General features: G+C 40.0%; 10 protein-coding genes. All 10 read left to right on the top strand.

All coding sequences use genetic code 11. From position 1 onward, the window contains the following. Nucleotides 1-143: 143 nt before the first annotated feature. The gene (locus L6H70_RS15435) at nt 144-1712 is read left to right on the top strand and encodes a helix-turn-helix domain-containing protein (RefSeq protein ID WP_236334590.1); all 1569 of its coding nucleotides are present in this window, start codon (nt 144-146) and stop codon (nt 1710-1712) included. Beyond that, nucleotides 1709-3508, top strand: coding sequence for a sensor histidine kinase (locus L6H70_RS15430; protein ID WP_236334588.1), 1800 nt, complete (start codon nt 1709-1711; stop codon nt 3506-3508). Before L6H70_RS15435 ends, L6H70_RS15430 begins: the two co-directional genes overlap by 4 nt. Next, nucleotides 3508-5094 carry an extracellular solute-binding protein gene (locus L6H70_RS15425; protein WP_236334585.1) on the top strand — a complete coding sequence of 529 codons (1587 nt, stop codon included), beginning with the start codon at nt 3508-3510 and terminating at the stop codon, nt 5092-5094. Before L6H70_RS15430 ends, L6H70_RS15425 begins: the two co-directional genes overlap by 1 nt. Before the next feature lie 467 nt (nt 5095-5561). Next, the gene (locus L6H70_RS15420; protein WP_423802831.1) at nt 5562-6428 is read left to right on the top strand and encodes an ABC transporter permease; all 867 of its coding nucleotides are present in this window, start codon (nt 5562-5564) and stop codon (nt 6426-6428) included. Between the two features lie 33 nt (nt 6429-6461). Continuing rightward, a complete protein-coding gene (locus L6H70_RS15415) occupies nt 6462-7382 on the top strand; it encodes a carbohydrate ABC transporter permease (protein WP_236334738.1) in 921 nt (306 codons plus the stop codon). A gap of 57 nt (nt 7383-7439) precedes the next feature. Next, nucleotides 7440-9029, top strand: coding sequence for an ABC transporter substrate-binding protein (locus L6H70_RS15410; protein WP_236334582.1), 1590 nt, complete (start codon nt 7440-7442; stop codon nt 9027-9029). A gap of 277 nt (nt 9030-9306) precedes the next feature. After that, nucleotides 9307-10740, top strand: coding sequence for a glycosyl hydrolase 53 family protein (locus tag L6H70_RS15405; RefSeq protein WP_236334580.1), 1434 nt, complete (start codon nt 9307-9309; stop codon nt 10738-10740). A gap of 374 nt (nt 10741-11114) precedes the next feature. Further along, nucleotides 11115-13412, top strand: a complete 2298-nt coding sequence (locus L6H70_RS15400; protein WP_236334578.1) for a helix-turn-helix domain-containing protein — start codon at nt 11115-11117, stop codon at nt 13410-13412. A gap of 209 nt (nt 13413-13621) precedes the next feature. Next, nucleotides 13622-14566, top strand: coding sequence for an ABC transporter permease (locus L6H70_RS15395; RefSeq protein WP_236334736.1), 945 nt, complete (start codon nt 13622-13624; stop codon nt 14564-14566). 17 nt (nt 14567-14583) lie between these two features. Then, nucleotides 14584-15453 (top strand): carbohydrate ABC transporter permease, encoded by an 870-nt coding sequence (locus L6H70_RS15390; RefSeq protein ID WP_236334734.1) that lies wholly within the window; start codon nt 14584-14586, stop codon nt 15451-15453. Nucleotides 15454-15459 lie beyond the last annotated feature (6 nt).

The raw sequence follows: 15459 nt of genomic DNA, 5'->3' as shown, positions 1-15459 counted from the left end.
TACACTACTTAATTAGAAATATCAAAGGATTTCAAAGAAAATATAAGATTTTACTATGTCAGCGACAAAGCTAAACTGCTAAAATAAAGATTATTATTAATTGGGATTAGGTGAGCTTAGTCAAAGGATTTGGAGGAAGAGGTATGAGACTTCTTGTTATTGATGACGAGATTCGAACAAGAGAGCATCTAGAGCGTAAAATCTCATGGACTTTTATCGGTATCACAGAAGTACGTACTGCCGCTAACGGACTGGAAGCTTTAGATATAATTTCGATATGGGAGCCTGATATTCTTCTGTGTGATGTTCGTATGCCAAGAATGGACGGGGTAGAATTTGCTCGTCTTTACCGCGAGAATGGCGGAGATGGCGAATTAATTTATCTTAGTGGATATTCTGACAAAGAATATTTGAAAGCAGCAATAAAAATGAAAGCGTTTAACTATATTGAGAAGCCAATTGATATTAAAGAAGTTATGGATACGGTTGCATCAGCTGTAAAATCCAAAACTTATGAACGGCAGATGCAAGTGGGATATGACAGGAGTCTTCCTTTCTTACGCCAGGAAATGGTACGGAAGATAATATCAGATCCTAACTCGGCGCATGTACAAAAGGCACTAGAAAGCAAGGAAACGTTTTTGCTTCCATCTAAGAGTAGCTTAACGGTATTGGCTGTAGCCTTGTTTTGGAAGCCGTCTCTGATACCAGAAGACTGGGAGACCGTGCATGAAGATGTGCTACAAAAATTGGGCGAAATGTCTTTACTTTCAAGTATAAAAGGTATAAGCGGATTTGATTATAAGAAATTGTTAATTATTATTCTGCCCGGTGTATATCGGAATAACTTTCAAGAAGGTAAATATATTGTTGAACAATTGGCTCAAGAACTTGGAAGCATTCTGGATCCACTTATTTCATTTCGAATAGGAATTGGAGAGCCGGTTAGGTGCCTTTCCGAAATACCACTCGGGTACAATAGCGCGGTAAAAGCTTGTAAATTGTTGTTTTACGAAGATGAAAAGAAGCTTTCATTTGCAGATGTGGTAAAGGAATCAACTTCAATTCAGTATCGCCGTGAGGACATTCTGCAATTCCGAGAAGAACTTCGCAAGGGTAACATGGAAGGGGCTAGAAGAGAATTACATTTACTTACCACAAGAATACGTGAACTAGCAGATCCAGATATAGTACGTGTTCAAGATATTTATTTTCAATATTTGATTATAATTCTTGAAACCGCATTTAATCAAGGTTTCGCAGACCGAGAAAAAGTGGAGGGGCGCAGATATATTTGGAAAGAAATAGGCCGGTTAATGAGCTTAAAACAACTTGAAGAATACATTCTTTCATTTTTGGATTTGTTCAAAGAGAAAGATATCGAGGATAATGGGAAAATTCGCGACATCCTTCGATATATAAATGCCCATTTTCATGAGAAGAGGTTTACAATTCAAATGATAGCTGATCATGTTGGATTTAATGAGACCTATTTATCTGTTTATTTCAAGAAATATCGTGGCCAAACGATTAAAGAATACATCAATGATTTACGTATCGTTGAAGCTAAGTCCATGCTCGCAAGTAAACAGATGAAGCTTTACGAAATAGCAATGCGACTGGGTTTTGCGGATTCCAACTACTTTACAAGTTTTTTTAAAAAAGTTGTGGGATGCACACCATCGGAATATCGGGAGAAAATTAACAGGTGAAGAAACGTATATTTAAACCATTTCGTGATCTTAGCATCCGATACAAAATGCTTATAACCATTTTAATCGTTTTTACTATACCTTTCCTTTTGCTTCTAACCATTAGTTTGCGTGAGACCAAAAAAGAAAGTGAAAAGCAAGCCGTTTTTTCAGCACATAAAGTTCTTGAAGAAACAACAGCCTATTTGGAGTACAAGTCAAAAGCGATTACGGAAGTTTTGAATTTCATCGCACTTAACGATACCGTTCATACTTTGATCCTCACCGATCCTAATAGATACAAAGACATTAATTTATGGGATTCAGACGCGAACAAGCTGTCCGATGTGATTAACCAGTTTCGGTACAATGAAGATATTGAAAAGATACAACTTTATATGAAGGCAGGTCTTGCAGGACAACCGGGGAATTCAGAATTTCTAAAGTTAACGGAGCTTGAGCAATACAAATGGTTCCCTGAATTTTCTAATACTAATTTTCAAATCTCTTGGCTTTCCTCTACTGTATTTGGGTCAGCGACTGATTCTGATCAAATCTTTATTATCCGTAAAATTCCTTCGGCAAACAATGTGCAACAATTTGATGGGATCGTTAAAGCAAGTGTGGCACAAGACTCATTCGATTCGGTATTGGATCATGCAGTCATTACGCCAAATGCTTCAGCCGTATTATTCAACGAGCGAGATGAAGTTATAAGTGCATCCGATTCATATTCACTTGAAATCAGTAAATTACACGACATGTTAAAACAGCGGCTGCATGTATCAGATTCTGATAGTTATTGGAACGAGGAGATATACATCAATGGCAATCGTATGCTCCTTGGGGTAAAGTCAATTTCGAATACAGACATGAAACTTGCAATTATCGTACCTTATTCCGATATCCTTTCAGCTAGTAATAAGTCTCGAGACAGGATGATCCAACTGTTTCTTTTCGTATTTCCTCTAGCTATTCCTTTAACCTATATTGCTGTAGGTTCGATGACGAAGCGTATTCGAAGACTTATTGCCCATATTCGAAAAGTAAGAAAAGGCGATTTTAAGGTTTATACGTCGATATCAGATAGTAAAGACGAGATCGGAGAGCTCGCCCATAATTTCAACTTAATGGTTCAGGATATTTCTGAGTTGATGGAAGAAACCTATCGATTAGGACAAGAAGTGAAGAATAAAGAGTTAATGGCACTTCAGGCTCAAATTAATCCTCATTTTCTATACAATACGTTAGATTTAATTAATATTATGGCTATTGAGAATCAACCGGGCGAGGTTTCCAAGCTGGTGAAGACGTTAGCTGTTTTCTACAAACTTAGTCTTTCTAACGGTGAGGAGAAGGTTACACTTGAGAGTGAGATTCGTCATATTGAAGCATATGCTGCAATTCAGAGTATGCGGTTTGGGCAAGGTATTCAATTGATATTTAACATTCCATATGAACTGTATGGTTTAGAAGTGCCCAAAATTACTCTTCAACCCTTGGTTGAGAATGCTATTATTCACGGTATACTAGAAAAGCCTGTGGTAGGAGGCACGATTCAAATTGCTGCAGAAATACAGGAGTCTGATTTGATTTTGCGAGTAGAAGATGACGGTGTAGGAATGAATGTAGAAAAGATCAAGAAAGTAAGAACCGGTTTTGCAAGTAAAAATACTGGAGGATTTGGCATCAGGAACATTCAGGAGCGAATTGAACTATTATATGGTGGTAATTACGGGCTGACCTTTCAAAGTATGCATAACCATGGAACCATCGTAACGTTACGACTACCTCAGATTCGCCAGGAGGATCTGTAATGAATCAGAATGTTAAAAAGTTAATGATACTTCAAGTAATACTAATTACTTTAACGGTTCTCAGTAGTGCTTGTGATCATTCCACGAATAAATCTTCTTTGTCGGATAGCGAGAGAAATACTTTGACAGAACCCGATCACTCAAGCAAAGTGACACTTCAGATGTATTTGATTGGAGAAGCGCCGCAAGGGATGCCCGAAGTACTAAGAGAGCTTAATAAAAAGCTATTAAACGATATTAATGCAACTATTGATTTGCATTATATTGGTTGGGGTGATCTACGATCCAAATACTCCCTCATATTGGCGGCAGGGCAAGATGTAGATATTATTTATGCCTCCAATTGGAATTATTACGTGCAAGAGGCATCTAAGAATGCCTTTTTGCCTTTGAGCGAAGAGTTAATAAAACGATATCTCCCAAGACATAATGCTAAAATGGACCCTGCTGGTTGGAAAGAGGCAGAGATCAATGGGGAGATTTATATGATTCCAACCTCTACACCAGAAAAAATGGCCAGCGTTTTCGTAATACGAAAAGATCTTCGTGAGAAATACGGTATTCCTCCTATTACACGGTTGTCCGAATTAGGCCCATATCTTAAGGCAATCAAGCAGAACGAACCAGGGATGGTACCGATGAATATCGATGCGGAGTATGATTTAGCATTTCCTTATATTTACATCATGAATGACAAGATTGCCTTTCCTGGTGGTACCATTGAATCAGGAAATCCAAGCGATCAGGGAATTACATTTAACTATAATGATCCCAGCGGCAAGTTATATTCAATGATAGAAGAACCTTTTCTGAGTGTACAGAAGTATGCTGCTGGGATCATGAAGGATTGGTATGATAAAGGCTATATTAATAAAAACCCCTATGCGAATAATGTTCCATCCCAAAATAATTTTTGTGCTGGCAAGACTGGTGTAGCTTTTGGAAACTCCAATAATATAGAACCAATGATTGAAGAATGTGAATCAAAAGGTATTGATGTAGACATTATATCGGTTACTGATGAAAATGGGAAAATACCTATGAGCTCTTGGCTCATCAATGGTTTGGCGATAGCGGCTGGCTCACGTAATGCTGAACGAGCGCTCCAAGCAATCGATCTCATTATGGAGGACCCTTCTTACGTTTATTTGACGTACTATGGAATCGAAGGAAAGCATTATGTGTTAACAAGTGATGATAAGATTGCTTTACCAGAGGGGGTTACGCCAGAAACCAACGCGTATCCGCTTGATAGGTCTGGATTCTGGTTTGTAAACAAGGAGTATCTTAAACCTATGGCTTCCTGGCCGGAAGCTTATGTTAAGCATCTTGACAACATTAAGGATAATTTTATAACCACGCCGTATACCTCATTTAGCTTTAACCCTGAACATGTCAAAAGTGAAATCTCCTCTCTGTCCAAGGTATCTGCTCAATATGCGCGTCCCATCTATATTGGAGCGGTTGACAATATTGATCAGGCTTTCGAACACTTGAAACTAAAATTACAAGCGGCTGGAATTGAAAAGGTGAAAAAAGAAGTGCAAAAACAGGCTGCCGTTTTTTTAGATAAAAAAAATAAATAATGCCATGATCATAATTGGTTGAAATTAAGAGCCGGACAATAAAATCTGGGACGACCCCCGTTTATGAGACAGAGATCAAAACCCTTTAGGCTTAGGCAGCCAGTCGCCGGAATTCAATTGGCGACTGGTTATTTAGTTTCGTTTAAATCCGGATGGAGTTATAGCAGGTTAACTTTTCGAAGTAGAACGTTTCAGACTTTAGAGTGGAATGAAATGATTCAATGGGGCATTATCAGCGGGCGTTCCCTTGCGGGGACATGCTCATGGTAATGCCTTTTCCTTTGCCGCCATAAGTACGCCACTGCCCCTAATCTCATAAGAGATTCAAAGAATAACAAAGGTTTATCACGTATGAACGAAAGCGCTTTATATCTACAATAATTATATATTCTAGTCAGGAGGAGACGATCATTTTGAATCGCAATAATTTCTGGAGGAACTTGGTAAGATACCATACTCTTCTGCTTATGTTACTACCGGGCGTATTATTTTTTATCCTAGTCGCCTATATTCCAATGGCTGGTATAGTGTTAGCCTTCAAAAAGTATAATTATAATGATGGAATTTTTGGAAGTCCCTGGAATGGATTTGATAATTTTAAATTTTTTCTTCAATCGGGTGATGCTTGGGATGTTACACGAAATACAGTTCTCTACAACATAGCGTTTATAATAGTGAACAATTTACTCCCAATTATTATGGCAATCTTATTGTTTGAAGTTGCGAAAAAATGGTTCCGTAAGGTGATCCAGACAATGATGTTTTTGCCCTATTTCTTATCATGGGTTGTTGTTGGTGCAATAGCTTACAATCTATTCAACTATGACTTCGGCTTAGTAAACGGTTTATTGAGAGGAGTAGGAATGGAGCCAATCGATATTTATAACACCCCAGCATACTGGCCTACAATACTGGTCATCGTTTCGGCTTGGAAGGCTGTGGGTTATGGCTCCATTATGTACTTAGCCGCAATCACTGGAATCGACACGGAGATGTACGAAGCAGCAGAAATCGACGGAGCTAACGTATTTCAACGTATTTGGAAAATAACAATTCCGAATTTATTACCAACGGTTATCATTCTAGTATTGCTTGCAGTTGGAAATGTATTCCGGGGAGATTTCGGTTTGTTCTATAATATGGTCGGTAATAATGGTCTTCTGTTTGAGTCGACAAATGTAATTGATACATTTGTGTTCCGAGCACTAACTTTAACCAGTGATATTGGGATGTCGTCAGCAGCTGGATTCTATCAATCTATCCTCGGATTTGTAACAATTCTAGCAGCAAATTATGCTGTTCGAAAGTACGACAAGGATCGGGCTTTATTCTAGAAATGGAGGAGATATCTGTTGAACTCGCCTTTGATAACAACCAAACAACATCAGAAATTATTATCTAAACGAGTGAAAAGAAGGGATCGATTACTGCTCAATGTAATCGGATATACTAGTTTGTCATTGATTGCTATGTTTTGTCTAGTGCCATTCCTGCTTGTTTTGTCGTCTTCTTTCACGTCAGAAAATAGCATTATCGATAAAGGGTTTCAACTAATTCCTTCAGATTTCTCCACTGAAGCCTACGGATTACTTTTCAAATATCCGAATCAAATGCTTAGGGCTTATGCTGTCACAATTAGCGTTACCGTAATTGGCACTGCAGTCGGCTTATTTTTAACATCGATGACGGCATATGTTCTTACACGAAAAGATTTTATATGGAGAAGTGGTTTTGCGTTTTTCTTTTTCTTCACGACTTTGTTTAGTGGTGGTCTTGTACCTTGGTACCTCTTAGTCGTCAATTATCTGCATTTAAAGGATACGTTGATTATTCTAATTCTGCCCATGTTATTGAATGTGTTCAATATTCTCGTCATGAAGTCGTTCATGAGTAGCATTCCAGATGCAATCGCAGAATCGGCAAAAATTGATGGAGCGGGAGACTTCTTGATTTATATCAAGCTTATTGTTCCATTGTCCAAGCCAGCAATGGCTACTATCGGACTTTTTATTGCGCTTGGTTATTGGAATGACTGGTATAACGCTCTTTTATTTATATCGAACGAGAATTTAATGCCGCTTCAGTATTACCTTTATAAAATGCTCGGCAATATGGAGGGAATTCGTAAAGCGATGCTTTTATCTGGTGTCGTTACTAATGTCAGCCTTCCTACTGAAAGCCTTAAGAATGCAATGACGGTTGTGGCAATAGGACCAATTCTGTTAGCCTATCCATTCATTCAACGATTTTTTGTTCAAGGACTAACGATTGGTTCCGTGAAAGGATGACCTCAGGGAGACCTGGTTATCAATATCAAGTAGCATACTTTAGGGGGAATTGAGAAAATGAAAGTATCAAAGAAAAAGTCGTTTTTATTGCTACTGACTCTTTTACTGACGCTATCCATGGCGATCAGTGCTTGCAGTGGAAATAACAGCAAGAGTAATCAGTCGGAAAGTACAGGTAAGACAAACAACTCAGCAGCTACTGCTGAAACAAATGTTGCTGGTACAGAAACGGATATCGATACATCAAAAGAAGTTAGATTGAAAATGGTCATGCTTGGTGCAAAGCCTGCCGATTCTCAAAAGGTATACGACGAAATTAACAAGAAGTTGAAAGAAAAAATAAATGCTACTGTGGAAGTTGAGTACCTGGATTGGGCTGATTGGTCTCAGAAATATCCTATTAAATTCGCAGCAAATGAAGACTTTGATTTAATTTATACGTCGAACTGGGCATTTTATAACGATCAAGCAACTAAAGGGGGGTTTTTAGAACTGACAGAGGATTTATTGAAGAAATATGCACCGGTGGCAAAAGCAAATATACCAGAAGTGAATTGGGATCAAGCTAAAGTTAACGGGAAAATCTATATGATTCCTAATAATCATATGGAAGTTGTTGATAAATTATCTCTCATTCGCGAGGATCTTCGCCAAAAATATAACCTACCTGAAGTCAATAGCCTTGAATCGTTTGCAACTTACTTAAAGACAATCGCAAAAAATGAAAAGGGCGTTACTGCGTATAGCGACGCAGCCGGAAACGGAGTCGTTTGGCATGACCTGGATCTTCAAACCTTATTCCAGCTTAACAATTGGAGATTATTAAATTATGCGGTACCTATTGCATTCAAAGCTGACGACCCAACTGGTAAATTGTTTAATGTAATCGAAACACCTGAATATAAAGATTTATTGAATTATTATAAAGATTTGGCCGACAATGGAGTTTGGCCAAAAAATATTATCAATAATAAAGCTGACATTTGGCCGCAAGTAAAATCAGGCAAAGTTTCAATGATTACTCAAAACCTTCTTACTTTGGCAAGTAACATGGCGGAAGCAAAGCGTGAAAATGCAAACGTAAATCTCAAGATCGTAACTCTTTCGCCAAATGCCAAAACAAGTGCTGCAATTGCAACACAAAATGGTATGGGTATTCATGCTACCAGTAAAAACCCTGAAAGAGCTTTGATGGCTCTTGACTTATTTCAAAACAACAAGGAAATTCATGATCTTGTTCTGTTAGGAATTGCTGGTGAGCATTATAAACCAGAAGGTGACGATAAATACTCTGCTGGACCAATGGCCGCTAACTATGGCGGTTACTCGACTTGGGGTTTCAATTCGAACATCAATCGCGAAAATTTAGATACTCCGAAAGAAGCTTTAGATATGCTTAATGAGCTTAAATCTCGAGTATATCATTATCCTCTTGAAAAATTTGTATTTGATGATACAAATGTTAAGAATGAAATCTCAAACATAAATAATGTAATGATTCGTTATAATGCTCCTTTGGAATACGGAGCAATTGAGAACACTAATGAAGGGTACGCACAGCTCGCTAAGCAATTGAAGACGGCGGGACTTGAAAAAGTTCAGCAAGAAATGCAGTCGCAGATTGATGCATTTTTAGCAGCGCAGTAATATTCATTAACAGCCTCTGCTTAATAGCGGGGCTGTTTTTGTTAACTTGAGTTTAATTTGTAACATTAATTATCGAAAGTATAATTAAGAATATAAGACTTTTAAAGTAAATCGAAGGTTTGTCGAGTTGGAAAGAAAGCGCTAACATAATATGCTTGAAATATCACAGAGTAAATCGGAAACATAAAGGATTAGAGTTCTATTTACTCTGTGAAAACTAACAAGAAAAGTGGTGTTTGATAAAATGTTTAAGAGTAGGTTCAAGAGGTCCATTTCAATGCTATTGAGTATGTTCTTCTTAAGTAGTATATTCCTAGCATTGCACGGAGATCCGACGGCTTCAGCAGCATCTGCTCCAGTTGCTCCTCAATTTGCTTATGGAGCGGATGTCAGTATGTTGCCAGTAATAGAAGCAGAAGGCCGAAAACTCTACTATCGAGATGGTACTGAAGGGGATTATTTCGATATTTTAAAAAAGGATTTTGGTATTAATGCAGTCAGATTAAGAACATGGGTTAATCCGAATGAGAATGATAGCTATGCTAACCAAGCAGGTACAATTGCATTGGCAAAACGTGCGCATGACAAGGGAATGGATGTCATGATTGATTTCCATTATGGAGACTCATGGAATGCGGTCGGTTACCAAATATGTCCAGCAGCATGGCAAGGTCTAAACTACAATGATCTTAAAACGACACTTTATAACTATACTTATAATTTTATGCAAGATCTTGTTGGTCAGGGTGTAACCCCAGCATGGGTGCAAATCGGTAATGAGACGAACCTAGGACTGTGTGGATGGATTGGCGGTTTGTCGAACCCGACTCAGATGGTAGGCCTGTTCAATGCTGGTTATGACGCTGTGAAGTCTGTGTCTCCTTCGACCATTGCTATGATTCATTTGGCGGGTCCGCAAAGAAATCTGGAAGCATTCCTTGATCCATTCTTTAGTAATGGCGGTAAGACGGATATGATTGGGTTCTCCTCCTATGCGGCTCTCGACCTTCAGGCAGGTGTAGCTAGCCGGGCAGAAGAATTACAAGCCAAATACAACAAACCAGTAATGATGACAGAAGTCGGTGGAAAGTGGTACAAAGGTGCACAGACAAAAACTGTGATTGCCAACTGGATTAACTTAATGAAGAGAATTGGAGGCAATGGCTCGGGTGTCTTTTATTGGGCCCCAGAGACTCCACCTCCTGGTCCAAATGGCGGTTATGATATGGGAGCACTTGATACAAACGGGATGTGGACACCTGCTATGGATGCATTCAGAGATGCCAGTGGGGCTGGAGGAGAGATTAAAAGGATTGAATCCTACAGTTCCCAAAGTAATTTTATTAGACATACCAACTTTCAAGTACGTGTTGATCAGAATGTAAGTCCGCTCGATGATTCCAAATTCCGAATAGTTTCAGGACTTGCCGGAAGTGGAACAATCTCTTTTGAATCAGTGAACTACCCGGGCTATTATTTAAGGCACAGTAATTACAGTCTTGTCTTAAAAAAATCTGATGGAACGGATCTGTTTAAGAATGATTCATCCTTTATGAGAGTACCTGGACTTGCAGATACTTCATGGGTATCATACCGCTCCTACAACTTCCCTGATCGATATATCCAAATTGACAGCAGTTTTCAGTTAAGAATCGATTTTGTAAATAATTCAAATGCATTAGCAAATTCAACATTTAGAGAAATCCAGTAATTAAACAATAGTACAGCCCGTATATTTGGGTCAGACCGAGTGTACGGGCATTTTTTTGAAGCTAGGATTTTAAAAAGGTGCGAAGATTTATATCGTACCGATAATTAAATATTCAGATGTTTTGTGAAGATAAGGTATTAGGTGCACGTATACTTAAATTTGTCTGTCTACATATTATAACGGGCTTTACAATCTGGTCGCTTATTTAAGCTATTGCCTGATCTCCCGTTGATGGATTTTCGGAGCTATCTGTTATGCGTCTGAAGATGGTCATATAAAATGATTATGTTCATAGACCGCCTGTTCATGGGATAATAGAGAGTGGACCCTTTCAGCGAAGTGCGGAATTATAATAGGCGGGAGGATTATAACGGATGTGGATGAAAATTCTCCAAACGTTTAAATGGGGATCAGTGCAGAGAAAAGTATTAATTATGGGGTCGCTTCTGGCCAGTATTCCTGTGCTGGTAATGGGAACGATGGCTTATTGGAGCGCAAGCAGCAGTATTATGAACGAGGTCAGGACGGCGAACAGCCAAATGATGCTGCAGGTGCAGCAGCGAATCGATGAGAAGCTGATGACACTCGAAAACATTGCGCTGCAAAATGCAAGTAATCCGACACTCATGCGTTTTCTATCGTTGCCGGATCCAGATAGCAATTACGAGCTTTACGGGGTGACGCTGACGCTGCTTAGCTCCATCCAGACTTTGATTGACGATGTGGACTCCGTATATTTATATCTGCCAGAAAAACAGAAGGTCGTATCCTCTGATCGGGGGATTAAAGATGATAACACACTGGCACATCACATCAAGCAAGCCATTGATCGTGAAAGACCGGAGAAATTATGGCTGGATCATAAAGTAGAGTCGACTGCTTATCGTGAAGTGCTCCATCAGATTACCTATATCCGAAAAATTGTTACCCATGACAACAGTTCAGAAGGATATTTAATTGTCAATCTGGATGAAACGACACTGTTTCGCATATTTGCCAGTATGAAACTGGGTAAAAATCGCGAGTTGCTTATTGTTACCCCTTCCTATAATGTATTCTCAGATTCATCTAACCATCTATTTCATTCGCCACTTGATGAGACTCCATTTATTCGAGAGATCATGAATATGCATATATCGGAAAAGATGTGGATCGAAAATATTGAAGGCCGCAGCGTCTCGGTCAATTATTTGGAATCGCCTCATAATGGCTGGAGATATATTACACTTGTTCCCTACAGCGATATTACAATGCACTTAAAACGGATTGAACAGACGACGGTAGGGATTTGTCTGATCTTGGTATCAGTAAGCATCGTCGCTTCAGGTGTGGTATCCAAACGATGGTTGTATGCTCTTCAGTCGTTGGTAGAAACAATTAAAAATAAGGGGGACCTCCCGAATGGAGAAGGCAAGCAAAATGAGTTTGAGTTGATTAGGCAATATTTCGAATTTTTGGAGCATGACAAGGTCAGGCTCAAACAGCAAATTGACGAATCGATGCCCATTCTGAAAAACAACTTCATTCAACGGTTATTGACAGAGCCTTACCGGGAGGAGATGGCAGACCAGGCCTTGTATTACGAAATTCCGGTTAGATCTGAGCATTATTCGATCTTGTGCATTGAACCGGATAATATGCGTGGAAAGACAGAGCAGGACCGGATTCTATTTCACTATGCCGTCATGAATATTGCCAAGGAAATTATTAATAAGGTAACCGATGGACTTGTTATTCAGACACATAGCGGCCATATCGTAGTATTGCTAAATCATCAGGAGGATCAAGGAGTGGAGGTCGCTCCGTCGCATGTCTTTGGCATTGCCGAGGAAATCCGTCATACGGTGGGATCATTGCTAAATATTACGGTGACCATAGGAATTGGACGGAGTTGCAAAGGGTTCGGGCAAATTAGAAGGAGTTTTCGTGAATCCATGGAAGCGCTTGATTATCAGCTGGTTCAGGGCAGTGGAAAGGTTCTGTATATCGGTCAGGTACAGTTGGAGAGCGCCTCATTGCAGTATCCATCGGAATGTGAACAACAAATCATTACCAGTCTGAAGCTTGGCAATCTGTCGAAAATTCAGGAGCTACTAGATGAATTTGCTGAAACGCTACGTGCAGAAACTGGAGATTCGGGACAAATTCGGCAGTCCTATATTCAGTTGCTGGCCGTTTGCTTGCGTACTATGCTGGAACTTGATGGCGATAATACTGAAATGTTTCCGTATAATCCATACGAGCGTCTCCTCTCCTTCAATACAACAGAAAAAATGATTGGCTGGTTAAAGAACGAGGTGTATCCGCGTATGACGGAGCATGTCCGTCTTCGCCTGCAGCAAAGGACGCATAGCACCATTCAAAAGGCGCTGAGTTATATTCATGATAATTATGACTATGATCTATCCATACCGTTGGTTGCAGGTTTTATATCGGTGCCAGTCTCCCAATTCAGCCATGTATTCAAGGCGGAGGTAGGGATGACATTTTCGGAATACGTCCTTATGTATCGGATGGAGAAGGCGAAAGAACTGTTGAGAGACAGCGATGCACGCATTTCGGATATAGCAGACAAACTACGGTACAACAATTCGCAGAACTTCATCCGAGTATTCAAGAAGATGTATGGCATGACACCCGGTGAATTTCGAACACGGATTCGTGGTCAGTAATAGCAAAGCGATAATCATTTCTGATGATTACAGAGGCTTTCTTCCCCATGAAGAAAGCCTTTTTATATTCACGGCATGTGCATTGCGATTGTCATATGAAATGATTGTATATTTGTGTATCTGCCCCATGCTACATTGATTTAGCAAACCAAGCCCCATTTTGTATACAGGAGGATATCGATGTGAAGACGAAGCAAGAACCCGTTACTTTGCACCTGGACCCAGGCGCACGCAGCCCCAGTAAGCTTGAATTTATCCGTAAAGAGATCGTTCGAAACAAATATGTCTATCTAATGATTGTGATGGTCATGGCTTATTACGGAATTTTTCATTATGGACCGATGTACGGTCTGTTAATGGCTTTTCAGCAAAACTACAGTTTGTCTCATGGAATTTGGGGAGGCGAATGGATCGGTTTTGAGCATTTCCGGACGTTTTTTGACAGTTATTATTTCGGACGGCTGTTAAAGAACACACTTATTCTAAGTTTTTACAGTATTATTTTGGGCTTTCCAGCCCCCATTCTTCTAGCTATACTGCTGAACGAAGTCCGAAGTTCCAAATTCAAACGGGTGGTGCAGACTGTCAGCTACCTGCCTCACTTCATTTCCATCGTCGTTGTGGTCGGTATTCTGAAAACGTTCTCTTCACTGGACAACGGATTATTCAATATCGTTCGTTCCTTCTTCAGTCTGGAGCCAGTTATGTTTTTTACCGAAGTGGACATGTTCAGGCCAATGTACATTTTGTCAAATATATGGCAAGGAGCGGGCTGGAGCTCGATTATATTTCTGGCGGCGCTGGCCGGTATCGATTCGCAGCTGTATGAGGCGGCCAAAATTGATGGAGCAGGCAGATGGAAGCAATTCCTTCATGTTACCTTGCCTGGCATTATCCCCACTATTATCGTATTGTTCATTCTTCGTATGGGTGGCATTATGAATGCCGATATGCAGAAGGTGCTGCTTATGCAAACGGCGCCCACCTATGAGGTGTCCGACATCATTGCAACATTCGTCTACCGGGTAGGGGTTCAGCAGGCCAACTTCTCCTATGCGGCAGCGGTTGGGCTGTTCAACGGCATCATTAACCTAATATTTCTTATTATCACCAACATGATCAGCCGGAAGGCTAATCAGACCAGCTTGTGGTAGGGGGACCGAGGATGAAGATAAGACGCTCGACAGGAGAAATCATTTTTGATACAGCTAATTTTATTATGTTGGCAATCTTTATGGCTATTTGTGCATATCCCATGATCTATGTATTCAATTCTTCAATTAGCGATCCCCAGCAGATGCTGATGAACCGTAGCTTTATGCTGTGGCCCCAAGGGTTTTCGCTTGAGGGTTATAAACAGGTATTGACCAATGAAAAAATATTTACCGGTTACTTAAATACGTTGTTTTATGTTATTGTCGGCACACTTGCCAACTTACTGATGACCTCGATTGCAGCTTATGGACTGTCGCGGCCCGATTTATACGGGAAAGGTCTGTTTATGAAGCTGATCATCTTTACCATGCTTTTTGGCGGGGGGATGATTCCATCATTCCTGCTTGTTCAAAATCTCGGTCTGGTGGATACACGTCTGGCGCTCATAATACCTGGCTTGATCAGCACATTTTACTTGATCATTATGAAAACGAACTTCGAGAGTATTCCAAAGGAAATGGTGGAATCAGCCAAGCTGGACGGGGCGAATGACTTTCAGATTCTATTTCGTATTTTTATTCCGGTTTCTAAGGCGGTGCTAGCAGTTATTACGCTCTATTATGCGGTGGATCATTGGAATGACTATATGGGACCACTGCTTTATTTGCGAAGCCAGGACCTTTATCCGATTCAGATTGTGCTGAGAGATATCTTGCTGACGAACAGTATGGAATCCATGGGACCGGGCGCTGATACCGGGTTTGCCTTTAGCGAAAACCTCAAGTATGCGACCATCATTGTTTCCACGCTGCCGATTATGCTTGTCTATCCGTTTATCCAAAAATATTTTGTGCAAGGCTCGCTGCTGGGTGCGGTGAAACAATAAAATGAT

This window comes from Paenibacillus auburnensis (assembly GCF_927798115.1).
Classification (GTDB): Bacteria; Bacillota; Bacilli; order Paenibacillales; family Paenibacillaceae; genus Paenibacillus_AQ; species Paenibacillus_AQ auburnensis.
The sequence above is the reverse complement of the archived record's forward strand: the minus strand, read 5'-3'. Positions and strand labels throughout refer to the sequence as shown.